This is a genomic window from Zavarzinella formosa DSM 19928 (assembly GCF_000255705.1).
In the GTDB taxonomy this organism is placed as follows: domain Bacteria; phylum Planctomycetota; class Planctomycetia; order Gemmatales; family Gemmataceae; genus Zavarzinella; species Zavarzinella formosa.
Genome location: NZ_JH636444.1, coordinates 351,219 through 376,728 on the forward strand (window position 1 = coordinate 351,219; position 25,510 = coordinate 376,728).

Annotated in this window: 17 protein-coding genes; 9 read left to right on the forward strand and 8 right to left on the reverse strand. The window is 60.9% G+C overall.

From position 1 onward, the window contains the following. Positions 1-39 precede the first annotated feature (39 nt). Positions 40-1,068 carry a DUF1559 domain-containing protein gene (locus BGIM_RS0130450; RefSeq protein WP_020473461.1) on the reverse strand — a complete coding sequence of 343 codons (1,029 nt, stop codon included), beginning with the start codon at positions 1,066-1,068 and terminating at the stop codon, positions 40-42. Between the two features lie 773 nt (positions 1,069-1,841). Here BGIM_RS0130450 and BGIM_RS0130460 point away from each other — a divergent pair. The 7 genes from BGIM_RS0130460 to BGIM_RS68395 all read left to right on the forward strand — a co-directional run bounded on the left by BGIM_RS0130460 (position 1,842) and on the right by BGIM_RS68395 (position 11,871). Further along, positions 1,842-7,103 carry an NHL repeat-containing protein gene (locus BGIM_RS0130460; protein WP_020473463.1) on the forward strand — a complete coding sequence of 1,754 codons (5,262 nt, stop codon included), beginning with the start codon at positions 1,842-1,844 and terminating at the stop codon, positions 7,101-7,103. 821 nt (positions 7,104-7,924) lie between these two features. Continuing rightward, positions 7,925-8,185 carry a hypothetical protein gene (locus BGIM_RS67330; RefSeq protein WP_157369539.1) on the forward strand — a complete coding sequence of 87 codons (261 nt, stop codon included), beginning with the start codon at positions 7,925-7,927 and terminating at the stop codon, positions 8,183-8,185. Beyond that, a complete protein-coding gene (locus BGIM_RS67335) occupies positions 8,182-8,310 on the forward strand; it encodes a DUF2924 domain-containing protein (RefSeq protein WP_157369540.1) in 129 nt (42 codons plus the stop codon). The genes BGIM_RS67330 and BGIM_RS67335 overlap by 4 nt, the downstream gene beginning before the upstream one ends. Continuing rightward, positions 8,307-9,452, forward strand: coding sequence for a recombinase family protein (locus BGIM_RS53150; protein WP_020473467.1), 1,146 nt, complete (start codon positions 8,307-8,309; stop codon positions 9,450-9,452). Before BGIM_RS67335 ends, BGIM_RS53150 begins: the two co-directional genes overlap by 4 nt. Positions 9,453-10,292: 840 nt before the next feature. After that, on the forward strand, positions 10,293-10,634 hold the full coding sequence (locus tag BGIM_RS0130490) for a hypothetical protein (RefSeq protein WP_020473469.1): 342 nt from the start codon (positions 10,293-10,295) through the stop codon (positions 10,632-10,634). Between the two features lie 167 nt (positions 10,635-10,801). Then, complete coding sequence (locus BGIM_RS63500) at positions 10,802-11,338, forward strand: hypothetical protein (protein WP_020473470.1); 537 nt, start codon at positions 10,802-10,804, stop codon at positions 11,336-11,338. Continuing rightward, positions 11,287-11,871, forward strand: a complete 585-nt coding sequence (locus BGIM_RS68395) for a DUF3854 domain-containing protein (RefSeq protein WP_072022289.1) — start codon at positions 11,287-11,289, stop codon at positions 11,869-11,871. Before BGIM_RS63500 ends, BGIM_RS68395 begins: the two co-directional genes overlap by 52 nt. Before the next feature lie 235 nt (positions 11,872-12,106). Here BGIM_RS68395 and BGIM_RS0130505 read toward each other — a convergent pair whose 3' ends face one another. From BGIM_RS0130505 to BGIM_RS0130540, 7 genes are all read right to left on the reverse strand, one after another. After that, on the reverse strand, positions 12,107-13,495 hold the full coding sequence (locus tag BGIM_RS0130505; RefSeq protein WP_020473472.1) for an AAA family ATPase: 1,389 nt from the start codon (positions 13,493-13,495) through the stop codon (positions 12,107-12,109). Next, positions 13,488-14,966 carry a hypothetical protein gene (locus BGIM_RS0130510; protein WP_020473473.1) on the reverse strand — a complete coding sequence of 493 codons (1,479 nt, stop codon included), beginning with the start codon at positions 14,964-14,966 and terminating at the stop codon, positions 13,488-13,490. Before BGIM_RS0130510 ends, BGIM_RS0130505 begins: the two co-directional genes overlap by 8 nt. Beyond that, positions 14,963-16,162 (reverse strand): hypothetical protein, encoded by a 1,200-nt coding sequence (locus BGIM_RS0130515; RefSeq protein ID WP_238537749.1) that lies wholly within the window; start codon positions 16,160-16,162, stop codon positions 14,963-14,965. Before BGIM_RS0130515 ends, BGIM_RS0130510 begins: the two co-directional genes overlap by 4 nt. A gap of 230 nt (positions 16,163-16,392) precedes the next feature. Beyond that, positions 16,393-19,425 carry a type I restriction endonuclease subunit R gene (locus BGIM_RS0130520; protein WP_020473475.1) on the reverse strand — a complete coding sequence of 1,011 codons (3,033 nt, stop codon included), beginning with the start codon at positions 19,423-19,425 and terminating at the stop codon, positions 16,393-16,395. After that, the gene (locus BGIM_RS63505; RefSeq protein ID WP_157369542.1) at positions 19,422-20,222 is read right to left on the reverse strand and encodes a restriction endonuclease subunit S; all 801 of its coding nucleotides are present in this window, start codon (positions 20,220-20,222) and stop codon (positions 19,422-19,424) included. Before BGIM_RS63505 ends, BGIM_RS0130520 begins: the two co-directional genes overlap by 4 nt. A 719-nt stretch (positions 20,223-20,941) precedes the next feature. Next, complete coding sequence (locus BGIM_RS0130535) at positions 20,942-23,026, reverse strand: type I restriction-modification system subunit M (protein WP_020473478.1); 2,085 nt, start codon at positions 23,024-23,026, stop codon at positions 20,942-20,944. Between the two features lie 83 nt (positions 23,027-23,109). Next, positions 23,110-24,009, reverse strand: coding sequence for a HEPN domain-containing protein (locus BGIM_RS0130540; protein WP_157369543.1), 900 nt, complete (start codon positions 24,007-24,009; stop codon positions 23,110-23,112). Between the two features lie 167 nt (positions 24,010-24,176). Between BGIM_RS0130540 and BGIM_RS0130545 the strand changes: the two genes are divergently transcribed. Together BGIM_RS0130545 and BGIM_RS65030 are read left to right on the forward strand one after the other, a co-directional pair. Further along, the gene (locus BGIM_RS0130545) at positions 24,177-24,608 is read left to right on the forward strand and encodes a hypothetical protein (protein WP_157369544.1); all 432 of its coding nucleotides are present in this window, start codon (positions 24,177-24,179) and stop codon (positions 24,606-24,608) included. 3 nt (positions 24,609-24,611) lie between these two features. Then, positions 24,612-25,510: hypothetical protein (locus tag BGIM_RS65030; RefSeq protein WP_162136302.1), on the forward strand; the 899-nt coding region annotated here is incomplete at its 3' end.

Here is a 25,510-nt window from a genome sequence, read left to right on the forward strand (position 1 = left end):
ACCTCGTTTGGAAGAAACCGATCAGGTTGGGACGTTTGATTACTGGCTGACGGGGACTTCCCCGTCGTCTTTCACAAGCCATTGGGCGAGAAGCCTCCCGTTCAGATTCGGTGTTGCAAACCGGACCGAACCATCGCCCATCAGGAAGGAGGCGCCGCTGGTGTGGAAGGAATAAACGCTCTGCTGGTTGCTGCAATTGAGGATGCAGGTGAGAATCGAGGCGCTGTTCGCCGTCGAGGAGGAATTCCTCGTCATTTTGCCGGTGGTCGTGCTTACTGAGGTGGGATCATAAGTCCAAATCGCGATCGAACCATAACCGGCCCAAGTTCCCCGGCTGCCGTTGCTGGCCGTTTCGTCACCAACCTTCTTGCCAAGTTCCCAAATTTGCGGACGCCCCGCTTGTTCGAAGACGATGGCGTTATTCGAGAGACCGTCCGTGTGTTCACTCATTGGCACGAAGCGTTCATCATCAAGGGCGTCTCGCTTGTTGTTTGAGTTAATCGTCCATCCGAGGCCGTATCCATCGGCGGGCATCGCCACCCCGTTGCTGGTCATGTAATCATTGAGGCCGCACGAGGCCGTGTAGGTCACGCCGTCTCCGGTGTGCAGCGAACTGGTCGACGCCTTTGCGGAGATGGTGATCTGCGGCCTGACGGGGGACGTGGGGCATCGAAACACCGGGAGATTGGTCGCGGCGGCTGCTTGGTTGACGCTGTCATAAAAGTCATACTTGACATTCATCTGGCCATCCACCGTGGTCTGTTCGATGTACGGCAGAATATACCAGCCCCACCCGGCGTAAGCGTGGTTCGGGTTCACGACGCCGAAGGCCGTGCGGCGTGGCGGGAAGCCTTGATTGACGTCGTGGAAACCGTGAAAAGAGAGGCCAATCTGTTTCAAATTGTTCTGGCACTTGAGGCGATTCGCGGCTTCACGAATCTTTTGGACGGCAGGCAACAGCAGGCCGATCAAAATGGCGATGATGGCAATCACCACCAGCAGTTCAATGAGGGTAAACCCTCGTCGTGTCACACTGGTGCGGGGCAGGGTGCGTCCGGCGGGAACCATTAAAAAATGTCCTTTGGCAATTGATCGTCAACAACAGTGAGAAGATCGTCACATGATCAAGGGACGACAACGGCTGCGTAATGGCTGAGAACACCATATCCGTTCAAAATTGACGTCAGAAATCTTGAATAGCTAATTCGATGCCACCCCGTTTTAAATCCACAATATTTAGAAATCTCGACTGAATACGGCATAAACAAAGGTCATTAGAACATGACATGTGGCTGGAATTTAGCCACCAACGGACAAAAAATAACCGGCCATGAATCACTAAACCTCGCGTTGTACAAAAACTCTGTCACCCGAATTTGACGGAGTTTTTCGGCTCAATCGACCCATTCTGGGTTCTGCGAATGTCACTTTGGGGACGTGTTTCTCAGTCGAGCAGAATCGATGATCATTTCGGTGCATGGAACTGCCCGAGAAAGGTCGGTTTTGACTTCAAAAAGATTCAGGCCGCTCGCCGTGCTTGATGAAGCCACCGAGTTTCTCGTGGCAAACGATCTCGTAATCGCCGCGAGGAACATACCGGAGTCGCTCACCGTTGGCGACCCGGCAGCGTCAGATGAGTTCGATTCCCTCCCGCGATTCCCGAATTCGGAGTTAAACACTTCAATCCCTGATTAGGGGCGATTCGACATCATCGCCTCGAAATGTGATTAGAGCGAGTGAACTCACACTCGCAAGAACTCCTGATGCGAACTCTTGTGCTCGGGAAGGGGCGCGCGTAGCATATTCTTCCTGCCTGTGCTACCTATCTTCGGAGACTGCCAATGATCGGTCGCCACAAAGAGTGTCTCGTCTCGCTTCTCATTCTTGCCTCAGCCATACCTGTTTCGGCCGAGTCTCCTGCGATCATCACCGTTCGCAACCTTGATGCCGAGAACTGTCGCAGTTACCGCGGCACCGAAGGCCGGGCTCCGACAGCAGACGAGCTTGCCGTGTTATTCGGCGGGCCGTTGCGGCAGCCTCCCGCGTGGCGGGCCGGCAAGCCCGAAACCGACAATGGCGACACCTTCCACTATCGCATCGCGTTCGCAACTCCAACGCTCGTTGGCACGGTGTTCGTTCCGCGTGCGGTTGAGTTGCGTGTGTTGAAGACCGACGCCCCATATCCGGGTGATCCGGCAATTGCGGAACACTGGACAGTCATTGAGGTGCCGACAAATCACGCCGGCGGCCGACTCTTCACGTTGCCCGTTGGCACAAAAACGCGGGGACTGCTGATCTCGGAAAAGGTGCGCCGCAAGGAAGACGAATCGTCGTTGCGAGATGTCCGCATTTTCCGTGACCGACTTCACAGCGTGACTCCCCAAGCTTTTGCCTACGCCGACCGCGAATACACCCCGCCGGAAATGTCGTATTGCCCGACGCCGGCCAGCAACATCCCCAAGGGCATCGGCGGGTGGGTGAACGTCGGCAAAGACGGTCGCGGTTATGTGCCGGCGGCCGCCGTGAGCGACATCAACCCGTCGTGGTTCTCACTCTGTTGGCGTGACCCGCAGACCGTCACCCGCATTTGGTTGCACTCGAACGCCGAGAAGTACGAAATCGAAGCATACGCCGGCCCTGCGGCCGTTCATCCGCTTGCGGGCACCGCAGAGGAATGGCGGAAGCTGAAGAACTTCACGGAAACGGCTTCGCCATATGGCGGTCGCTGGCTCGATTTGTCGGCGCCGGTTGCGACTCGCGGCCTTCGCGTCACCTTCCTGAAAACATCAAGCGGCGCGGTTGCAAAAGTGGATGGCTTCCATGCCGTGAGTGATCTGGGCGAAGCGGCGGCGCCCCCTCCGCCGGTCGCCGCTGACGAACCGGCGCCGTGGAAGGTCGCTTTCAAACTTGAAGAAGATCGCAATGTCACCATTGCGGTGAATGGCCCCGATGGTCGCCGCGCAAAGAACCTCATCGCTCGCGTGCCATTGAAAACGGGCAATCAGTCGATTGGCTGGGATTTGAAGGACGAGGAAGGCCGTTTTGTGTCGCCGGGCAATTACACTTGGACCGCCCTGACGTGGCCCGACATTCAGCATCGGTACGAGACGACGGTATACCCGAACACGCTTCGCCATGCGCCGGACAACTCGCCGTGGTTCAACGGCGACGCGGGCAGCGGCGGCTGGCTCGCGGACCACACGCAACCAACGAGTGCCTGCGTGTTGGGTGACCGCGTGTTCCTCGGAGCCCCCGGCGCCGAGAGCGGCGTGTCGCTGATCGAGTGCAATCTCGACGGTCAAAAGAAGTGGGGACATCACTCGTTCGCGGGTGCCATGACCGGCCCGAAGTACCTCGCGGCTGACGGCAAAACGATCTACGTCGCGGCTCCCGAAGGCGACGAGTTCGTGTGGACTGTGGACGCCGACTCAAAACAAGTGAAGCAACTCCTGCGGCTGAAAGCGGCCGGTGGTCAACTTCGTGGCATGTCGGGGCTCGCGGCCCATGACGGCAACCTCTACCTGTCGGTTCGGTCGGCGGCGACGTGGCTCGCGAACGCGGCTTCTGCCGACGATGCAGACCTCGACGCATGTTCGCCAATCCTCCCTCAGCGACGCGGCAAACGCTTCAAAGAAGACATCCCGCCCGATCCGCGAAACGATTATTTGCGATTCTTCCGCCTCACCGGCACGCCCCCCGGCGGCGCGGCCGAGGGTGTTTCGCCGTTCCTTGAAACGCAGAGCAGTTCGCGGCCGAAGCAGCACCTTGTGCTCGCGTTTCGCCGGCCGATCTCGCTGGGTAGCGTCGTCCATCCGGCGTGCCCGGACAAGGATGTGCGGGTGACGCTCAGTGTGTTGAAAGACGGCGCCGCTTTCCCGCCAAACCCGGAGAAGGATGCGGACTGGCTGCCCGTTCCGGCTGGAAAAACGGCATGGGATGTCGCCGTAATGCCTCCAAATACGATGGCGAAGGCGCTCCGAATCACATTCGCTCGGGGGGCCGCTGCCGAGGATGACCCGCTCGCTCGCGTCCTCGACGAACCCAAGGGCCGCGACGATTTTCTCGACCCCACGAAAAAGCCTGACGATCTGCTTGGCAACAAGGCTGGCATGTGGAAGGGCCGTCTGGAAGGCATGAAGTTGCTTCGCCGCCGATTCGCGAACGTCGCTTCCGAAGCCACCATTCGCGTGAGTTCCGGGAAGGTCGCGGCCGATGGTTCGTGGGATGCAAAACGAACGACACCACTGACCGAAACCGATCCGGGCGTTTTCCTGATGGAGTGGAAGAAACCACAACCGCTGCGCGGGCTGGCGATCAAGGAAATCGACGGCGCCGTCACGAAGATCGATGTGTTCACAGGCCCCGCTGACGCAGCCATCGACCTGAACAGCGCCACGGGCTGGGAAACGGTTTCCGAATACCATCAGCAACGCCGCAACTGGTATCACCCCAGCGACGACCGCAACCTCACCGCCCGTTACATGGACGGCTATGTCGATTTTGGCCGCGAAATCAAGACTCGTGCGGCGCGTCTGCGAGTCGTGAAGCAATGGCTTGATGTCGGTGGCCTCGGCGCCGACGGCGTTCGCGTTGACCAAGGCGGCCAGAACATCGAGCCCGCCCGCTGTCGCATCTATGGCGTCGCGGCACTCACTTATCTCGGCGGCGAGCCGAAAGTCGATTCATCGCTCACGGAACGCATTGAAGCCTACGCAAACGGCAAGCTGGTTCGCAACATCCCAATCGAACAACCCGGACAACTGGCAACTGCCCCCGCCGGGGATTTGTACGCTATTTCGGGGGCGAGGGTGGTTCGCGTTGACACGAAGGGCGACGATCACAAGCCGGTCGTCACCGATCTGCAAAAGCCGACGGCCATCGCGTGCGACCGCCACGGCAATATCTATGTGTTCGACAATGGCTCCGAACGCAAGAATGTTCGCGTTTATGATGCGGCCGGGAAACTGCTTCGCACGATTGGCGACGCGGGTGGCTACCGCGTCGGGGCGTGGAACGAGAAGTGGCACTGGGGCGCGAACTCGATTGCCGTCGACAAGAGCGATCAACTCTGGATCGTGGACGCGGCATTTTACCCGAAACGGGTGACTGTCTGGAGCACCGACGGCGCCTTCAAGCGTGAACACCTCGGCACCACGACCTACGGCAATGCCGGCACGCTCGACCCGTGGGACAACACCCGCGTCTTCCTCGGGCCGCTCGAGTTTGCCATCGACCCCAAGACCGGTCTGTCTCGCATCAAGAACTTCACATGGGATGGTTCCACGCCGCCGGGCGAAGTTCCGGTTCGTGTGAACGACCGCACTTACCTTGTGACGCGCCCTTACGGCGGCACGTTCATGGGCGGTTCATCGCAACTCGCGATTGTCTATCTGTATGCCGACGGCAAGCAGAAGATGGCCGCAGCCTTCGGCAACGCCGATCAGTTCGCCCCGCTGAAAGATCCGACTGTTCTCTCGGAACTCGGCAATGTTGCGCTGCCGCAACTCCGCTTCATGTGGACCGACCGCAACGGCGACGGAATTGTGCAAGCGAAGGAAGTGACGCTCACACCTCGGCCCAAGGACATGGGGCCGATCACTCTGTTCAACCGTGATCTCGGCGTGCAAGCCGGTCCGTTCCGGTATCGCGTAAAAGAGTTCCTGCCAACGGGCGTGCCGGTGTACGAGGAAGTGCGCACGTCTGCGAAGGGCGAGTTCGTTCAGCGATTCGAGGATGGCAGTTACTTCCGCATGGGGTCGAACAAAGATGCGGTCGCAGGCATGTCGGCCGATGGCGCCGTGACTTGGACGTACCCGCAGGAAGGGGCGTTCGGCGATGCGTTGCACGGGGCGAAGCCGTGGCGCACAGATCAGGTCGTGTCCGAACTGGGCATCCTCGGCATGGCGAACAGTCCGGGCGATCTCGGCGAATTCACGGTGGTTCACACCAACGCAGGCGGCTGGAACATCTGGACGAAGGATGGTCTGCTCGCGGGGCCAATCTTCCACGATTACCGCAGTCCGGCGGTTCGTCCGTGGAGCATGAAGGAGCATGCCCGTGGCATGATGTTGCCGAACCTGTCGCTCGGCGAAGAACATTTTAACGGCTACTTCTGCCGCTCGGAGGTGGACGGCAAATTCTACGCAATCGCGGGGCACAACCACCTCAGCATCGTGGAGGTGCAAGGACTGGAGAAGTTCAAACGCATCACGGGCACGATTACCGTGACGTCCGATGATTTGAAGAAGGCCCAGGAATGGGATGCTCGACGCCAATCGGCCGACCTGTTCACACGAGCCCCGGTTCTGGATGTGTATCGCTTGAAGAAGGCTCCCGATTTCGACGGCAAGCTCTCCGGGTGGGGCCCGGCCGATGCCACGATGCCCGAAGGGGCTCAGTTGCGAGTCGGGTATGACGACCGCAACTTGTACCTTGGCTGGATGCTCCGCGACCTCGGACCGCTGGCAAACTCGGGACGTGATTGGGATCGTCTCTTCAAAACAGGGGCGGCGCTCGACGTTCACTTGGCGACCGATCCGAACGCTGATCCAAACCGCAAGGCCGCGGTCGCCGGCGACATTCGATTACTGTTGACCTATCGCGGCAAGGAACCGGTGGCTGTGATTTATCGCGCGGTGGTGCCCGGCATAGCCGCAGACCGCAAGTGGCGGGTCGTTTCACCCGTCGGAGAGGCAGTCTTCGATGAAGTGAAGACGCTGACGAATGTGCGGATGGTTCGAGGTCAGACGGATCGTGGCGAGATCATCGTGGAAGCCTCGGTTCCGCTTGCGGAATTGGGGCTAAAGCCAATGGATGGCGTCCGTGTGAAGTTCGACTGGGGGGTGTTGGTGGCGGGGCCGGACGGCACGGAGGTTCTGCGGCGAATCTACTGGGCGAACAAGGGGGCGTTGGTGACCGCTGACACGCCTTCGGAAGCAAGACTGAACCCGCATCAGTGGGGACACGCACGCTTCCATGGCTTGCGGGTCGGAGTCGAGGAAAAATTCGGCGGCCCCGATGATTTGACGAAGCCAAAAGCAGACAAGAAAGACATCAACGACATCCTCGACGATCTGAAACCGCCAACAGGCAAGAAACCATGAAAAGGGTTTGTCACCGCACGCGATGCGCAAAAACGTTGCCACCCAAATCGGATGGAGTTTTTTCAACTCAATCGACCGATTCGGGCTTCTGCGATTTGCGCCAATTTGCGACCCAGACCAATGATGGAGATCAGCCACCGGGAGACTCGGCTGGCGGGAACCCCGGACGATCTTTTTGTCGCTCCGTCTGTTAACCGGCACAAGTTGAGTTTTGACGGGAAGGAAGAGTCGGTCGGCTGGTTAACAGAAAGAGATGATTGGAGAGTTTGAAATCCGTCTCATCCGGGCCGCGAGACCAACCCATTCCATCGGAAACGTCGTCGTTTCGAGCTTCGATGACATCGTAAAACCACACAAAAATACGGGATTGCGGAGGCAAGTGCCTTGGATTGCCGAGAGTTGGTGTCGAACTCAAGTTTGAAAACAGTCTCGCACGGGGAGTCGATTGAACTGGTGGTGAAAACCTCCTGCCAATCACTTAACTGAGAACACCCGGAGAAAACCTCCGGGTGTTTTTGCGTTTCCGGACTTATTTTACGGAGATTTTCGCCACCCCCATCCAACTCCCGTTCGCTCCAGTTCGAGACAGAGCAATCGCCACCCCGATGCGAACCCCGCTCGAAAATCGCGAAAAAGTCTCTCGCTCTCCCGGAGCACCCGAGAGTGAGTCAACAGACGGAGCGAGCGTTTGGGAGCGTGATTTTTTTGTGTTTTTCGTTCGGTCGCACTTTGTGTCCGACCATTGTAACGTTGGTCTGCGTGGCGTTCATTCACCACATTCTCCCGCCACCACCCGCCCCGGGCGTGTATAAGTTCTCCGAGTGTTAACCAGACGACCGTTCGCCTGGCGGGTCCAGGCACTGGCCGAAGGCGACCTGAGCGAACGGGCCTGCCAGCGGGTGGCCGCGATCAACGACGCCGACCTGCGCCTCACCCCGCCCAAGAACGCGTCGGGCGAACCGGGGGGCGTCGGGGGCCAACCGGTCCCGTCGTCACAGGCACTCCCGCAAACACGGGATCGGCGCGTGCCCCCGGCCGGGACGGTTCTACCCCCGTGTACCGGGGCCGGACGATCCGGGTGACGGTCGCCGCGGACGGGTTCGAGTTCGACGGGGAGACGTTCGGCTCCCTGTCGGCGGTCGCCAAGTCGGTCACGGGTTCGCACTGCAACGGGTTCGCCTTCTTCAAACTGGGAGGGAAGTCATGAGCCGACGCACGTCGGCGATGTTGCCGGTCCCGGACGGTGGGCGGGTCCGCTGCGAGGTCTACGCCCGCAAGTCGTCGGAGGAGGGGCTGGACGCCGAGTTCAACTCCCTCGATGCCCAGCGGGAGGCCGGGGAGGCCTTCGTCGCCAGCCAGCGGCACGAGGGCTGGACGCTGCTCCCCGGCCGCTACGACGACGGCGGCTACTCTGGCGGGAGCATGGACCGGCTCGCCTTTAAACGCCTGCTCGACGACATGGCGTCCGGAAAGGTCGATTGCGTGGTCATCTGCAAGGTCGACCGCCTGTCCAGAAGTCTCCTGGACTTCGCCCGGCTGATGGACCAGTTTGAGCGGCAACGGGTGTCGTTCGTGGCGGTGACGCAGCAGTTTAACTCGGCGACGAGCATGGGGCGGCTGGTGCTCAACATGCTGTTGTCCTTCGCCCAGTTCGAGCGGGAGATCATCGGCGAGCGGACGCAGGACAAAATGGCGGCGCTGCGGCGAAAGGGCAAATGGGTCGGCGGGCTGACGCCCCTGGGCTACGACCGCGACCCGGTCAACTCGAAACTGGTGATCAACCCGGAGGAGGCCGAACGGGTGCGGGCGATGTTCCGGATGTGCCTGGACCACGGGTCGCTCCTGCCGGTGGTCCAGGAACTGGCTCGGCGCGGGTGGGCCAACAAGCGGACCGTGACCCGGCGGGGCACGACGCGGGGCGGCCAGGCGATCACCCGCACCAGCCTGCGCCGGCTCTTGACCAACGTCGTCTACACCGGCCAGATCCAGTACCGCGACGAACTGCACGCCGGGGAGCACGCGGCGATCATCGACGCGAAGACCTTCCGAGAGGTCCAGACGCAGATGCTCTGCCACGGGGCGACCGGCGGGGCCGAGGTTCGCACCCCTCCAAAGCGATGCTCCAGAAGGTGCTGCGGTGCGCGGGACGCGGAATTCCTCGCCCCGACCCACGCCCCAACAAGTGCTATCGCCACCGATCAAAGCGGGCAGACCCGGGGACGTGTCAGTCTGCGCCCTCAAGGAGGACGGGTTTTTGGATCACAAACAGTTTTTGTCAATTGGTTACGACGTGGCATACCCATGACAAGGCGGGCATGGCGGTTGTCTCGGGCAACCGCCATGTCATGACTCGGGCAACCTGCGGCGGAGAATCGCCGCCAATGTCGGCCGCTTCTTGGACCGCGTTCGATCACCGGGTCGAGGCCTGAGATCTCCGACAGTCTGTGAATGGCGGTGTCGACGGTGAGGGTATTGGCACCAGTGGAAACCCACCGCGAGCGATTTGACATGATCGTTTTGGGCAACCGAGCAGCCAAATTGAAACGGTCGCGGGTAGTCTGGGGCGTAGCCACACGCACCCCCAAGCTTTGGTACGGTCGGTCTCGGGCAATTTGGACAAGACACTGACTGGAACTTGAAGACGAGGTCCGCCGGAAGCCGACGGGCCGTGGAACGGGAGAGATCAATGGTCGGAAGACAATCTGGCGGGGCGGCAGGCCGTTCGCGTGACCGGTTCTCCGAGGTCCGGATCGGCGACCTGCCGCCGGAGCTTCGGCGGCTCGCGGAACTCTGCTCGGAGATTCACTACGGTCAGATCGAAGGCCTGACAGTCCGGGGAAGGCGGCGCGGCGTGGGACGAAGGCCACACCGCCACGCGGGAAGTCCGGTTCTCCCGCGAACTCGAACTCGCCGGCCGATCAGGCAACCACCAGTTGAAGATCCAAGTGATCGAGCTGATCGCCGAATTCGGCCGACTGCCCGACGGGACGGCGGTCTCCGTCGAGATCAAAGGTGGGTTGCCGTTTCGGTTGTTCGTCACAACGAGGGAGTGAAGTCGCGGATCGTGAAGTGACGTGAATGGCCGTCCGATGACGGCCGATCGAAGCAATTTTTTGAATTCAGCCGCGACGCGGAGAAGCCGGTGATCATTTCCCGGTTCCGATCCGCGTCGTATCGGAGATGCCAGCCGTGGATCGTCTTCTTCCATACCAATCGCCCGACGGCAACGATCGGGGCAACTCCCGGAGTCCTCGCGAGGCGGGTCCGTCCTCGCGGGCGACCGAACCCATTCCGGCTTCAAGTTTTTGGAAGGACATCTCCTCCGCGACGGACGGTAAGCCGGCTGACGCGGCGCGGGATGAGTTCCCGTCGGACTGGTTGAAACGGCTCGTCGGCTACCACTGCCATCTCCTGGCCGGGCCAGGCGGCCTCCCCGGCGAACGGGAGGACTTGGAACAGGAACTCCTTCTCAAAATCTTCCTGTCGGCACACCGCTTCGATTCGAGCCGCGGCCCGCAAGGTTGTTCCTGAGGACCGTCGTCGGCCGTCATTCCAAAACATTGCGCCGTCGGCGACTCGGGAAACGCCGACGCCTGGCGATTCACCGGCGTCGTCTGTCGGTGGCATTTGATCGAGACACCCCTCGCCCCGACCGGTCCCAACACGCCTGGGAACTCCGCGAGGATGTCCGCACCGTCATGGAACAGTTACCTCCCGAGGCCATCGAACTGGCCGGACTGTTGATGCGGCACTCGGTCGCCGAGGTTTCCCGACTGCTCGGCGTTCCCCGTCGGACGCTGCGGGACCGGTTACACGGGATGCGCGAGGTGTTTGCCCGGTGTGGCTTGGGAGTTGCGGCGGACAGACGGTCGTCGCGCCACGTGATCCGCGTTCTCGTCACGCTCCAAGGCTTTAAGCACGCGAGACGGCAAATCGTCGCCGTCCGGGCAACCCGACAGTGCGGACCAACGGGGTTGAAGGAAATCTTTGTTCCCAGCGAGACAGCAATGAGCGGTCGGCATCCAAATCGCCAGGTGACTCACCCGTCACACGTCCGGGATTTGCAGGAGTCCTCGCTGAGTCGCCAGACTTGGGAGGAGGCCGGGCTGTATTCGGAATCCAACGCCGCCAGCATCGCTGAATCGGCTGGGACGGTATCCATCGGGCGATCGGTTGTTGCCTGGTGTTCCCGTATTGGAACCTGGACGGCTCGCCGACGGGCTACTCGCGGGTAAAGCCTGAAAAGCCGCGAGTCAACCCAAAGAAGAACAAGCCGCAAAAGTACGAGGCGCCGCGAGGGCGTCCGCCGCGACTCCATTTCCCGAAGTTGGTTCGGGAACGTCACCAGTCCGGTGATCCGATCCTGATCACCGAGGGGGAGAAAAAAAGCCTGTGCGGGTGCCAGGAGCAGTTTCTGACCATCGGGCTGAACGGAATCTGGTCTTGGAGCAGCAATTGCCGGCCGCCGGGGGATTTCGATTCAATTGCCTGGGCGAGCCGGAAAGTGTTCATCGCATTTGACTCGGATCGGACGGAGAACCCGAAGATCCGCAAAGCCGAACTGCGACTGGCCGAGCCAGGGGGCCCAAGAAACAAGTCGACGACCAACTGCTGCTGGCCCTGGCCTGCGGAGCCTCCTACGAGGCGGCGGCCGCGAAGGCGGGGTCGAGCGTCGCCACGGTCAAGCGCCGCCTGCAGAACCCGGTCTTCCGGCAACGGCTTCGCGACCTGCGGGGCGAGATGTTCCAGCGGGCGACGGCGATGCTGACCGCCTCGGGCGTTGCCACATGAAGCGTGATGGTGACGCGTATGGGAGTGAACCTGGATGCTCCTTTATGATGTTTACCGCATTAGGAGTCTCGAGCCGACACCCAGTGATATTGTAAACTGGCGAAAAAATGGGTGCTCCAGCGACAATATCCTTGGTTTCCCAAGTGCTCATCAGAACTCAAATTTGGAAACTACTGCGCAAAAGAAAACATCCGGCAAATGCTGATGGTTTTCTACCTTACACCAAGACGATAATGCTCAAGTGCGGCAAACACTTCGGAATGAGTTTCCCACCCGTCAAGCAACGGGTCCGGATCCCACCCCAAAAATGCGGATGTCGGCGGTGGAGGCCGGTCGTCAAGCAACTCGCGGTCGCCGTTTCTCCCAACGATGACGCAGGCTTGACGGTGGCGGGTGAGGAGCACGCACAGCCGGCCTGGGTCGAGGTGGAACTCGTCCGCCTCTGGCAGACCCGACAGGGGGTGCCAGACAAACACCACTTCGTACTCCAGCCCTTGCAGCTTGTTTGCCGTCTCGACAACGACCCGGTCGAGCCCGCGAGCGTCAAGGGCGGCCCGGAGTTGATCCTTCTGATCGTTGTGGCAGACGCCGACGGCCACGCGTTCCGGCGGGAGGGCGGCCAGCGCGGGAACGCGCTCGCATCGGACGTTCGGGCTTCGGTCGAACAGCCGGCCGACCAAGTCAGTGATCAGAGCCAGTGCCTCGGGGTCGGCTTGGAGAACGGCGGCTCGGGGCAATTCTACGTGAGCCCATCCATGGCCGGCCGCCATGTCAAGAACGGCGTCAAGGCGATTTTGCCTTCTTCCTCCCCGCCCCAATCGCAGTTCCCGCACTCCGAGCAGGACGGCCGCGTCAAAGCGGAGCCCGGGATAAAACAACCGGGCAATCGTCGTTGCTCGTGCGTCAAGCCGGCGAGTGATCGGCAGTTCGTGCACGCGGGTGGAAGGGTGGTTGTGCCGGAGCACGCCGACGGCCGTTTGCAGCGGATCTTCGGGCAGGCCCCGCCATCGCCCGGGATCGGCGACGGTGGCAAACGGACTGATCTGGCCGGAGTCGCCCACCAGGAGATGAACAGGGGCCAGGCCGCCGACCGCGAAATATTTCGCGGAGTCGGCTTGGTAGGCCTCGTCGATCAAAAGCACGTCAAATGTGCCAAGGTCGCCGCGGGCGAAAGCATCCCCGAGTTTGCTCAGGGTGCCGACGACCAGGTTTTGACCGTTCGCCTCTTTGGATTTCTCCTCCCGGACCCCTTGAAGCTCCCGCACCGGATCGGGGAGCGTCACCGTGCTGGCCGGGACAAATGTCACGCTCCGGTCTTTCCCTTCGGCGCAATAGCGAGTCGCGATCGTTCTCACCAAACCGAACGCCTGTTCGTTCGTCGGGGCGGCCACGGCCACCCGAAGTCCCCGAGCCCGGGCCCGCTCCACGGCGGTTGCCACCAGAAAGCTTTTCCCGGCACCGGCGGGCGCGGTGACGATTACCCCACGTCGTCCGCCGACACCTTCCAGCAGGTGTTTAATCGCCGCGTCGGAGACGGCCTCCGCGGAGGCCACGGCCGCGGCGTCATAAATGTCCGGGGTGGCGGTTGAGCGATCAGCCATTTGCAGGGTCCTCCGTTGCGGATTCTTCAATTGGTTGGGGCAGCGGGGGCAACGAAGAGGCTTTATGCGTCCACGGATCTTCGGACGGGAGCTTGCCCAGCCACTCCGGCTTTGTCGAGTGAACCGAAAAGCAGACATTCCGGCCGACCGTCGGGAGCGATGCGGCCGCCGTCGATGTCATCAATTTCAGCACGATGTCCGAGCCGCCGTTCGGCGCGTCTCCGATTTCTTCGACCACAAACTCCCGGCCGGTGGGTTGTTCGGTCCACCATAGTTCGCGGCCGACCGGGATCAGACACGGATCCGGGGAACGCAACGTGACCAGCGGCCGGAGGACCATTCGCTTGGGACCGGGTTCCTTGTGGTCCGGATCCACATGGCTGACCGTCCCGCGCACGGCCTTGTTCGCCAGCACATACCCCGCCATCCGCAACGGGTCGTCGCAGGCTTCCTCGGCTTCCAAAAGGCGTCCGGCCTCCTCCGTGTTCCGGAGCGAGGTCGCGGCCTGCCGGGGCGACTGGCGTGTTTTCCTCAAGCCGTTGCGGGCCAGCCAGTCCATGTGCCAGGTGTACGATTGCCGGTCGGAATCCCACCGTCTGCCGACGGAATCCGCCTCCGGCAACATCAACTCCCGCTCCCGGCAACGCCAGAGCAAATCCCACGTCCGGCGCAGGAGCGGCTGGTAATGTCGCCTGATGGGATCGAGGAACGGGCCGACCGTTGCGGGGTCCGAGCTTCCCTTTCGTTTCGCGTTGAACTCCTCCACGAGCGGGATAAGCCTTTGCTCGTCATCTCCGTCCGGCGCCGGCCCGGCGGGAAGCGTTTCTGCGCCGGCCGCCGCGTCAAACCCGCTGACTCCCGCAGGGGGCGCAATGAACGCCTCCAGCGCCGGCAATGACTGGCGCTCGGGGCCTGACTGGGCGGTCACCCAGTGGGCGTTCATCAAGTCGGTCATGGCGACGATCATCTGCTGTCCCGGGCTGGCGTGATGATCCCATAGAAATCTCAGATGCCTTCCGAGACGGACAATTATCGGATCGACCGCGTTGGGACCGTCGGTCGGCAAATAGGCGAGCCGCCGGCCGAGTTTGCCGAGTAATTCGACCGTCGCGGAGTTCGCGACAAGGATCTGCGGAGCCGTTCGCGAAACTGTGAAACTGTAGTCGCCTCTGGTCAGCGTCTCCCGGTCGGCCGCGCACTCCTCGAACCGGGGATTGAACCATTTCGCAAACTCCAGCAAAGCGCCAAACGCCAGGCCACGGTTGCGAGGCTCACCGGCCACGGCCGTCTGGAGGCTGGCATGTTCGTTTCCCCACCCGATGGCGGCGGCCGAGAATGGCTCCCCGCCCAGCTGCCAAAGGACGATGGCGATCGGTTTCGGAACCAGCCGACGATGACGAACCAGACTGCTCCGAACCCCCCGGCCCGATGTGAAAGAGCGGGCCATGAGGGCGACATCAAGATGGTTCATGCGATGCTCCGTGCGGGGGCCGGTGAAAGAACCTCGTCAATGAGTCGACCCGCCGTCTTCAACAGCGTGGCGGCGGGAACTTCAGCCGGGGTCGGTGTCGCGCCGCGGGCCAGCAAATCGGCCCGGCCAAGGGAGATCACTTCGGGCAGCAACCTGGCGACTGTCGAGCCGGTCAGGGCCGGGGAACCGCCGCAGACCGCTCGTTCGCGGCAGAACCGGGCGTTGCCGCAGGTTGACAGGCAATTGGGCGAATAGGCCGTGCCGACCCGATCGGCGATCGAATGCAACGAGTCGAGCCGTGTTCGCTCGTCGGCCGTCTCGTTTGCCACCGGGCCGAAGGAAATGTCGGCGGGCGTCGCCGCAGCCACGTCCCTGGCGTTTGGAATGCCGGCGAGTACCCGGCCGAGCCGGGTGAGACGCGCCGACACCCGCTGTTCCGAAAGCGTCGGCGACAAGCCGACGTTGCGGGGCGTGATGACCAGCGCGCGGTCGCTGACCGATAGCAACGGGTCGCCGCCTAAATTCGCCACGGCTTCGCGGGCGAGCATGACGTAAAGAGCGGCCTGGTCCAAGGCCGCGCCGAGTTGATCGGGGTCAACCCGGTCATCCACCTTGGGGAACGACTTGACCTCCGCAACCCGGATTTCATTTGCCCGGCCGTCCACGGCCAGGGCGTCGGCCTCAAAGAATGCCGGCAGTCCGCCGATGTTGCCGGTGAGAACCGCCCCGTCGATCAATCTCGCGGCGTTGTTCTTGCCTTGGATAATTTCGGAGATGAGCCCGGAGGTCGCTTTCAACCGGGCGGGCATGCGCCCGTTTCCCGCGGGAAACCCCTCTCGCAGGTTCACGATTCTGGCTCCGCTGGCCGGAAACCCGAGGGGTTCGCGGAGCAGCTCCCGCGTCAGGAAGTAGTCGTCTTTCCGGAGCGATTTTTCAAATGTCAAACCGCGTAGGATCGAAAACGGCGACAGGCCGAAAACGGCTTGGAGTCGTGTTCCCGTCAACAGCCGGTCGAAATCCACTCCGGCGGCGAAGCCCAGGGTGGCGAGGCGGCAGGTGGTGTTCTGCGCGAATGAGGCCAATACCCGCACGTCCGGCGTGCGTCTCGGCGAATTGCCCCGGATTTCGTTCAGCCTTTGTTCAAGACCGGCATCATCAGCCATTTGAACCACCCCCGGCGGCCTTGCTTGCCGCATGTTTTCCTCCCCGTCTCCTCGGAGGGAACTCGTTTGACGACCGTCGGCCACGCTGGCCGATGGCGGCATGAAACTTCTTGTCGCTTGAAGATCAGTAACGGGGGATGCCGGAAAGAATCCGGATTTGTCGTCGGACTTGCTTGGAAGGCGGGAAAAAGATCATTCAGCGCCAGATTGATCGGCCAACCCGGCGTGAAATGGCTGATCGGGATGCTCGTTCATTCCGCATCTCACGACGCGTCCGGGTCCGCCTGGGTTTTTCGCTCCGCATAGCGGTCGAACAGCAGGTCATTCAGGAAGTCGGCGAACTCGGGCTTGTCGTTGATCTGCTTGAAGAACTTGAAGTTGGTGTCGATCATGTCCTGAACGTGGTCGCGGACTTTGTGGTCGAACGTCAGGCGGGCGTTCTCGCGGGTGTTCACGGCGAAGCTGGCCGCCATCCCGGCGTCGGCGTCGATCTTCACCTCCAGCGTTTCGAGGAACTGCTTGTCCTCTTCCGCGAAGGTCGTGCCGAACCGGTCGTTGAGCAGTCGCAGGATCTCCGAAAGGGATTCAAGTTGTTCCTCGGGCTTTCCGCCCGTGGCCCCGCCCTTGTGACGCTCCAGCACGCCCTTGCCCGGCTCGGGACTGATCGATTCACGGGCGGCCTGCACCAGCCGGACGGTGTTCACGTCGACGAATTTTTGCAATTCGCGGGGTTGGTCCTCCCGGGGCACGGGCAGCAACCGTGGCAACAACCGGCAGAACTGGAAGAGTTGCTCAAGCTCCGGGTCTTCGAACGTGATCACCTGCCCGAGGAAGGCGTACAACTCGGCGTAGCGGGTCAACTGGCGGCGGAACTCCCTCTGGTCGGCCTCGTCCCCCGCCGCGGCCCGGTCGGCCACCGGTTTCAGCGAGGCGTACACCTTCTCCAATGACACCCGCGGCTTGTAATACTCGCGGGCGAACGCCTCCAGATCGGCGGCGAAGAAAAACCCGAACTGCTTGAGCGCGCTTTCGACCTTGTGAAGCTCGTTCGGGTCGGTTGCCTCGGCCAGGCTGGTCTGCCCGTGGTAACGGCCGAACGCTTCCTTGACGCGTTCGGCGTTGTCCGCGAAGTCGAGGATGCAGGTGTCGGACTTCAACGGCGGCATCGTCCGGTTCAGCCGGGACAGCGTCTGCACGGCGTTCACCCCGGCGAGCTTCTTGTCCACGTACATCGTGTGTAACAACGGCTGGTCGAACCCGGTCTGGAATTTGTTCGCAACGATCAGCAGCCGGTACGGATCGGTGGCGAATTTCGCGGCGGTCTGCGAGTCGGCGAAGCCGTTCATGCCCGCCTCGGTGTAATCCTTCTTGGTCCCTTCGTCGGTCACCGTGCCGGAGAACGCCACCACCGTCTTCCACGGATACCCCTTCTCCGCGATGTACTTGTCTGCCTCCAGCTTGTAGGCCACCGCTTGTTGCCGCGAACCCGTGACGAGCATCGCCCGTGCCCGGTGGCCGATCTGGTCGATCACTTTCGCGGCGACATGGCCGACGATCACTTCCACCTTCTCGCGGATCGTCTTGGGGTTCTCGGCGACGAACCGGGTCAGCAGCTTGCTCGCCTTCTGCTTGTCGAACTTCGGGTCTTCCTTCACTTTTTTCAACAGTGTCCAATAGGTGCGATACGAGACGAAGTTTTTCAGGACGTCGAGGATAAACCCTTCCTCAATGGCCTGCCGCATGCTGTACAAACTGAACGGCTCGAAGCCGCCGCCGGGCACGGGCATGCCGAACAGTTCGAGCGTCTCTTCCTTCGGGGTGGCGGTGAACGCGAACGTGCTCACGTGTTTCATCCGGCCGCGGGCCTTCTGGTCCTTCAGGGCCAGATCGGTCGGGGTTTCGTCGTCTTCTTCCTCGGAGCTTACCCGCAGCGTCGCCTTCATCTCCCGGGAGGCGTCGCCGCCTTGGGACGAGTGGGCCTCGTCCAGAATCAAGGCGAAGGTGTAGCCCTTGAGCTTGTAAAACTCGGGCTTGCCGGAGTCCTCGGGGGTTTTCCCCTCCTCTTTCTGTTTTTTCTCCCAGTCCTCCCGGAGTTTGCGGACTTGTGTCAGGATCACCGGGAACTTTTGCAGCGTGGTGACGATGATTTGTTTGCCGGACTCCAGCGCCTCTTTGAGTTGCTTGCCGCTTTGGTCGATGTGCTCGACCAGCCCGGCTGTTTGCTCGAAGGAAGTCACCGTTCGGCTCAATTGCCGGTCGAGGGCGATGCGGTCGGTCACCACGATCACCGAGTCGAACACCCGCTTGTCGTCCTTGCCGTGCAACGAGGCCAGCCGGTGGGCGAGCCAGGCAATGGAGTTCGACTTGCCGCTGCCCGCGCTGTGCTGGATCAGGTAGTTCCGTCCCGGTCCGCAGTCGCGGGCGTGCGTCACCAACCGGCGAACGGAGTCGAGTTGGTGATACCGCGGCACGATCACGGAGCGTTTGAGTTTCCCTTGGTCGTCGCGGTCTCGCATGTCCTGGATGAAGTATTGCATCAGGTCGAGCACGCTGTCCCGCGTCCAGACCTCCCGCCAGAGGTAGGAGGTGCCGAAGCCGTCGCCGAGCTTGGGGGGCGGGTTCCCGGCTCCCCGGTTCTTACCGTCGCCGTCGCCGCGGTTGAACGGCAGGAAGACGGTGTCGTCCCCCTTCAAGTGTGTGGCGACGTAGACCAAAAACGGATCGACCGCGAAGTGGGCGAGGCAGCGGCCGAGGGCGAACACCGGCTCGCGCGGGTCGCGGCTGCGGCGGTATTGCGTGATCGCGTCCTTCACGTCCTGCCCGTTCAACGGGTTCTTCAACTCGGCGGTGAACAGCGGCAAGCCGTTCAGGAACAACACCAAGTCGAGGCTGTGGTCGGTCTTCTCGCTGTAGCGAACCTGACGCATCACGGTGAACTGGTTCGCCTGATACAGCGTCTCGGTGTCGGGGTTGAAGGTGGTTTCCGGCTTCCAGAACGCGAGCCGGAACTTGCACCCGGTCGCCTTCACGCCCTGTCTCAGCACGGTCATGGTGCCGTCTGCCTCGACGGCCTCGGCGATCCGCTTCAGAAACACGGTGCGGGCATCTGCCTTGTGCTGGGCGACAAACTTGGCCCACTCTTTCGCCTGGGTGGCCTCGACAAAGTCGATGAGCGGACCGGGGTCGAGGCACAACGCTTTGTCAAACGCGGACGGCGGCCGCTGGATATAGTGGACCTTCATCAGATCGGCCACGATGGCGGTTTCGAGGGCCTGTTCGGAGATTGCTTTGCTCATGGAGTCACCTCGTCACGAACGTCGATTTGCCCGGTTACGGCCGCCGAAATCAGGGCCGTGCGATACTCTTGAAGCCGGGCGATACCATCGCGTACACGATTAATCACTGGAGCGAGTTTGGCATCTTGGTATTCGACATATTTCGCGATCTTCACTTGCTCTTGCGTGTCAGGCGTCGCGAACTCGATGCTTCCCAAAGCATCAATCGTCAGCTTTGGTTGAGCTGATCCGGAAACAAATGGTTCGTAATTGATGCTGTTGAGCCGCTCGGTCCAATACACCAACTGCCCTGATTTCGGTTTGAGGATGTGGGCGTGGTTGTTCACCCAGTACTTTCCTATCGCGACGAATGCCAGTGGAGTGCTACGGCTCAGGAGATTCGCCCCATCCTCACCAATCAGGATGAGTGGTTCATCAAAAAGATACCGGTCAACTTGATCGATGATCCCAGATGCCCCGTAGTACGGGTAGATTTTCTCCAAGGCACCCCGTTCTTCTGAACTCAAGGGAATGCGACGATAGTTCAAAAACTGTACTGAATACTTCAGACGCTTTATTTCCCAGTGCTTCGGCACCATTCCAAGCCACGACACGCCGGAGTCCTTCATCGGCACATTCGGATCAAGCCCCCGCGTGACGGCGTGACTGATGACCGCCTGCCGTTTCTCTTCCAGCAGGGCGATGAGCCGCTCCTTGTGCCCGATCAGGGCGTCGATGCGATCCGTCTCCCGGTCGAGGAACGCCGCAATCGCCCGTTGTTCGGGAAGAGATGGCAAGGGGGCAACGTAGTTGCTCAAGAATGATTCAGGAACCCGTTGTTGGCCGGCCGCTCCCGTCATTTCGCTGACGCCCCGTTCACGAAATGCGTGTAAGCGGGTGATGAGTTCGAGATACCGCCCGTCAATGTCCACTCGTGGTCGGAGAACGTGAAACTCTGTGGTCCCAAATCCAATTCCGTTTTCCAACCGGTCGGCCCGTGCTCCTTTCCCGTTCTCAAAGCAAGGCGTGATCTTGGCCACCAATACGTCACCATCTCGGAAGTAAGTAAATCCCTGACGAACGTCTCCAAGCGGGCGGGTGAGTTCAAGTGACATTACTCCATCTTCACTCACTCGTTCCATCGGAATGAACGAAACGGCAATGTCGTCTGCCAATCGTCCGATTTCCGTCTTGGAGGGATTGCTGACGGCAAGAAATTTGATTCGGCACATCGACCAAGATGCCGGGACTTCGGGCTGCCATGTTGCCCCATTGCTTGTCTGATATGCTGGATACCGTTTCCACCGCCGAACAGTCGTCGTGTCAAGTGTCTCGGCACTCATTGATTCTCCTCCGGCTCGGCGGCCTGATAAGCTTGTTGCGTCTGAGTCGGGGTCGTGGGGATTGTCAATTCGGAAACTCCCTCGCGGACCATGGGGCGAAGACAGATTTCCTCGAGATATCTTTGAGACCTCTTGAGGATTTTCTCCAAATCCATCGGCCGGGACAATTTTGCCGGTGCCGGGTTTCTTCTTGCTCACGCTGCCACCTCTTTCAGAAGTCTCAGCACATCGGCTTCGACCGCTTTGATGTCCGCTTCGATCTCCTCCAGCGGCCGGGGGGGCTGGTACTGGTAGAAATATCGGTTGAAATTGATCTCGTAGCCGACGAGGCCGATCTCGCCGTCCTTCTCGTCGCGGATGTCCTCGTTGATCCACGCATCTGGCACATGCGGCTTGACCTCCCGCTCGAAGAACTCCGGCACGCTCTCGCCGAGGGGCACGTTCTCGGTGTCTCGCAGTTCCGGGTCAGCCTCGGGGTTGCCTTCTTCGTCCTTACAGATGGCGGCTGATTCGTCTCGTTCGCTCAGGGCGTCCAGAATGGCCCGTTTGAGCGGAGCAGGCAGACGCAACCCGGCGCGTCTGGCCGCCGCATGGAACAACGGCAAGAACTCGGCCCGGTCGGTGATCAAATCGTCAGGCAGGTACTCGAGCATCGTTCGGATGGCCGATTGCGTCTCCCGGCCGACGGCCTCGTCGGCGTCCCGTTCCTCTTGGCGTTTCTTTTTGCTAGCGGTCAGATTTTGAAAAGCCTTTGTTTCTTCCACCCTCGCCAGTCGCTCCCGGCTGGCTTGAAAATTGAGCCGCAACGGCCGTTCGATAGTCACCTTGCGGTAGCCAAAGGCGCTCGTCGGGAAGATCTTGGACCGGAGCGTCTTTGGTTCATCGGCCGGGATCGCGGCTGTGCCATCCGTGAAATCCTCGAACAGCTTGACGATCAGCGGGATGTAATTCTCGGTCCGCTCGACGCCGTCCGGGATGTCGCGGCGTTTGTTCCCCAGACTCTTACGACGGGGCAACCACGCCTCGGAGGCGTCGATGAGCTGGACATTGCCGCGCCGTCCTGTGGGTTTCGTGTTGCCCAAGACCCAGACATATGTGCTGATGCCCGTGTTGTAGAACAGATCCTTCGGCAGGGCGATCAACGCCTCCAAGTAGTCATTTTCCAAAATCCAACGGCGAATCTCGCTTTCACCGGACCCGGCGTCCCCGGTGAACAACGGCGAGCCGTTCATGATGATGCTCACCCGGCTGGCCCCTTCGGAAGGGTGGCGCATCCGGCCGAGCATGTGCTGCAGAAACAACAACTGGCCGTCGTTGATGCGAGGCAACCCGGCCTCGAAGCGGTTCTTGGCGGCCCGCGCCGCCTCGGCCCGCACCGTGTCTTGGTCAAGGTTCCAATCCTTGCCATAGGGGGGATTGGCCAGTTGATAATCAAAGGTGCGTTCGGCGTGGCCGTCCTGCGACAGCACACTGCCGAACGCGATGTTGTCGGCATCCCGGCCATCGGCGCTTTTGATGTAAAGGTCGGACTTGCAGACCGCGAACGTCGCCGGGTTGACTTCCTGCCCGAATAAGTGGACGTCGGCAGCCGGGTTGACCGCCTGGATGCGTTCCTTGGCGATGGTGAGCATCCCGCCGGACCCGCAGCACGGGTCGTAAACGGTGCGGATCACTTTGCCCGTTTGGAGGGCGCTCCGGTCATGCGAGGTCATCAGGTTGACCATCAGCCGGATCACCTCACGGGGCGTAAAGTGCTCCCCGGGGTTCTCGTCGAGGGCTTCGTTGAACTTCCGGATCAGTTCCTCGAACACATAGCCCATCTCGTGGTTGCTCAGCCGGCCCGGACTGAGGTCGGCCTCGGCGAACCGTTCGACCACCCGGAACAGAAGGTTCGCCGTCTCCAACTTGGCGATGGTGTTCGGGAAGTCGAACTTCTCGATCACGTCGCCCATGTTCTTCGAGAAGCCGGCGAGGTACGCCCGCAGGTTGGCGGCCAGTTGCTGCGGCTCTTTCACGAGCGTTTCAAAGGTGTACTTCGATGTGTTGTAGAATGCGAACCCGGACGCCTTGCAAAGCTGCGGGTCGAGGTTGTCGAGCTTCCCCTTGAGCTTGCTGTGCGTCTCGAACACTTTCTGCCGGGTCGGGGCCAGGACGGAGTCGATCCGCCGCAGGACGGTGAAGGGCAGGATGACGTCCTGATAGTGCCCTCGCTTGAATGAGTCCCGGATCAGGTCCGCGACCCCCCAGATGAACGTCACCATTTCGCCGTGATTGGCCATGTGCGGGAATTCCTCAAGTGTCGGCCCGAGCCGATGATTCGACTGATGGAAGATAACAGGTGAATTGCGATGATGTCCGGGTTTTACTCTTCGAAGAGAATCTCCTCGAATTCCTCTTCGGTCGGCACTTTCCCGAGGGCGATCAGTTTGGTGAGCAATTGAGCCAGCCGGCTCCGGATCCGGGAAATATGCTCGCGAACTTTGGCCTCATGGGCGTCTTTTTTTTTGCCAAGCTGTTTCCCGTGAATGATTTTGGAACGCTCGCCGTATAGGGTTTTCATCTCCGAATACACGGCCCGGCTTTCCTTGCCGGACGAGCCGAGCAGTTTGGCCGCGAGAGTCGAAAGGCGGTACCGCAGTTCGTACTCAATGTCGAAGATGGCCTCCACGCCCGCCCACAGTTGCGCCACTTTCATCCGGTCGTTTGACGCAAGCATGTAAGTGCATAGCGCCTCGACAGCGGTCTGAAAGCTCTCGTTCCCGGTGAGCTTGATGAGTCCGGCCAGATTGTGCCGCACCCATTCGATGTCCTCGGCCAAGACAAGTTTCGGCTCCGCCGTCGTGTGATGCGACAGTCCCCGCTCGAAATGAAAGGCGCGACAACCGTTGGGGGGTGTGGCCCGCAAAGCCGACCAAGACCGCTCGCAGACTGCCGGGCAGACGATCTCAGCCCCCGTGCGAATGCGGAGCCCGGCCAGGATCGCCTCGGCGGTCGGGAAAATCCGCTCGGTGTTTTCCTCGAAGCGGGAAGCGTCGATGACGAGTTCGTGCCGCAGGATTTTTTCGCCGTACAGCGCGATCGAACCCGCCACCGGAAGACTGGTGAGACTCGTCGCGAGTTGTTCGTGGCTGGGAAACGAGCGAAGCCGGCGAAGTTGAAACGGCCCGCCAAGGGTCATGATTTCGTGCTGAGTGTCCAAGCCGCCGATCGCAAAATGCCAGCGCTCAATCTGATCCAGATCGTCCGGCGGCATGTCAGGCACGATTTATTCCCTGCTTAAAATCATGAACAGGCACTAGGCTGAATGTTCGTTCGACAGTAATCTGGACATCTACCCAGCACTCGAATTCGACACGACCCACCAATAGTAACGGTTCCCGGACTCCGATGTCCGAGTTTACCGAATATTGGCGAACCAACGAGTCCACCATGTCCGATCATCCAGCGTATTCAACGGAGGCGTTCTCGCCATCCGAAGAGGCCGAAGAACCACCACCGTTTGAGCCCGATCACGATCTGCCGGGGGCGGTAATGATGATTCCCAACAGCCACTGGGGGTTCGAGGTCGTTTCGGCCACCGACCATCCCGGAGCCTGTGTGAATTATCTGCCCGCGAGCCGGGAAGGTGTTTTAGTCCAGGGAACCGACGCGGAGAATGTCCGCTATCCGAGGACTTATTTGACCGTCTCCCCTACTGTCGAGAACGGGCTCTTCAAAGACACCGCTTTTAAGCTGGTGCCCCGGTATTTTCGTCTCCACAAACTGAAATTGTATTTTCCCCAGCGGCATATCGGCAGTTTGGGCGGGACCACACTCCAACACCTCCGGGATGAACTCGCCCGGCTCAACCCGGAGGAGTGAATCATGATGGCTTCCGTGCTCACCGAACACGTCCGTCATTTCGGCCCGGACAGTGATCCACACAACGCCGTGCTCCCCGCCTTGGAGCGGATTCTACGTAATCGAATGCGTCAAAAGAACTTACTTATCGCCCCGCCGGGCGTGTTGGGATACTCGGGCGTATCAAAATGGTCGGCGATCGGGGCCTTCGAGGATATCGTTGCCGACTGTTACATGTTCGCGATTTTGGACCGAATCCAAGGCCTTCAAAATCAACTGAGGATCAAGCCCAACATCGACGGTCTGATCTCCAGAAACGTGGGGAACTTCCTGCTGGAACGACAAAAGAAGCATAACCCCGTCGGATACGCCGTGTACGGAAACGCGAAGGCGGCGATCCTGGAAGCCTCCGCGAAGGGGGCACTCGTCATCGATAACTCGGAAAACGGCAAGATCAGTAACGAATCCGTCGTGCGGTTCTCCCAATCCTCGCCGGGCGCCCCGCCTGTTTCCCCTGAAGTCGTTCAGAACGCCGCCCGAACATCCGCCGTCCTGACGGAAGGCGTCCGTCATCTGTCCTCGACGTCGGAAGAAGGCCGGTCGTGTGTTTTGCGGTTTGTCGAACAACTTCGGGAAAACGGTGTCGCCGCCGTTCGATGCGGGGATTTGATAGCCGTCCTGGCGAACATCGCACGCGAGATTCCGCCTGCCGTTCCCGCTTCCGACGCGGCCTGGGGGGGAGACGAGGTTGGAGTATTGGTGAGGATGGTTCGGCCGGACGCCAGCCCCGAGGAACGCGAACATTGGGAGTATCTCAAGAGGGTGATTCCCCGGAAAATCGGTGAGATTAACCGTCAACAGCGCGTGCGAGACAGACTAGTGCAGGTTCCGGCAAGGCCTTTCCTTAACCGAAGAACGTGCGA

What these genes read in the sequence shown, in the direction of transcription:
- BGIM_RS63500 (WP_020473470.1), top strand. Translation starts at nt 10,802, where the DNA reads ATGGAACAGTTACCTCCCGAGGCCATCGAACTGGCCGGACTGTTGATG.
- BGIM_RS0130450 (WP_020473461.1), bottom strand. Translation starts at nt 1,068, where the DNA reads ATGGTTCCCGCCGGACGCACCCTGCCCCGCACCAGTGTGACACGACGA.
- BGIM_RS0130460 (WP_020473463.1), top strand. Translation starts at nt 1,842, where the DNA reads ATGATCGGTCGCCACAAAGAGTGTCTCGTCTCGCTTCTCATTCTTGCC.
- BGIM_RS53150 (WP_020473467.1), top strand. Translation starts at nt 8,307, where the DNA reads ATGAGCCGACGCACGTCGGCGATGTTGCCGGTCCCGGACGGTGGGCGG.
- BGIM_RS0130520 (WP_020473475.1), bottom strand. Translation starts at nt 19,425, where the DNA reads ATGAGCAAAGCAATCTCCGAACAGGCCCTCGAAACCGCCATCGTGGCC.
- BGIM_RS0130505 (WP_020473472.1), bottom strand. Translation starts at nt 13,495, where the DNA reads ATGGCTGATCGCTCAACCGCCACCCCGGACATTTATGACGCCGCGGCC.
- BGIM_RS0130535 (WP_020473478.1), bottom strand. Translation starts at nt 23,026, where the DNA reads ATGGCCAATCACGGCGAAATGGTGACGTTCATCTGGGGGGTCGCGGAC.
- BGIM_RS0130510 (WP_020473473.1), bottom strand. Translation starts at nt 14,966, where the DNA reads ATGAACCATCTTGATGTCGCCCTCATGGCCCGCTCTTTCACATCGGGC.
- BGIM_RS0130515 (WP_238537749.1), bottom strand. Translation starts at nt 16,162, where the DNA reads ATGCGGCAAGCAAGGCCGCCGGGGGTGGTTCAAATGGCTGATGATGCC.
- BGIM_RS0130545 (WP_157369544.1), top strand. Translation starts at nt 24,177, where the DNA reads ATGTCCGATCATCCAGCGTATTCAACGGAGGCGTTCTCGCCATCCGAA.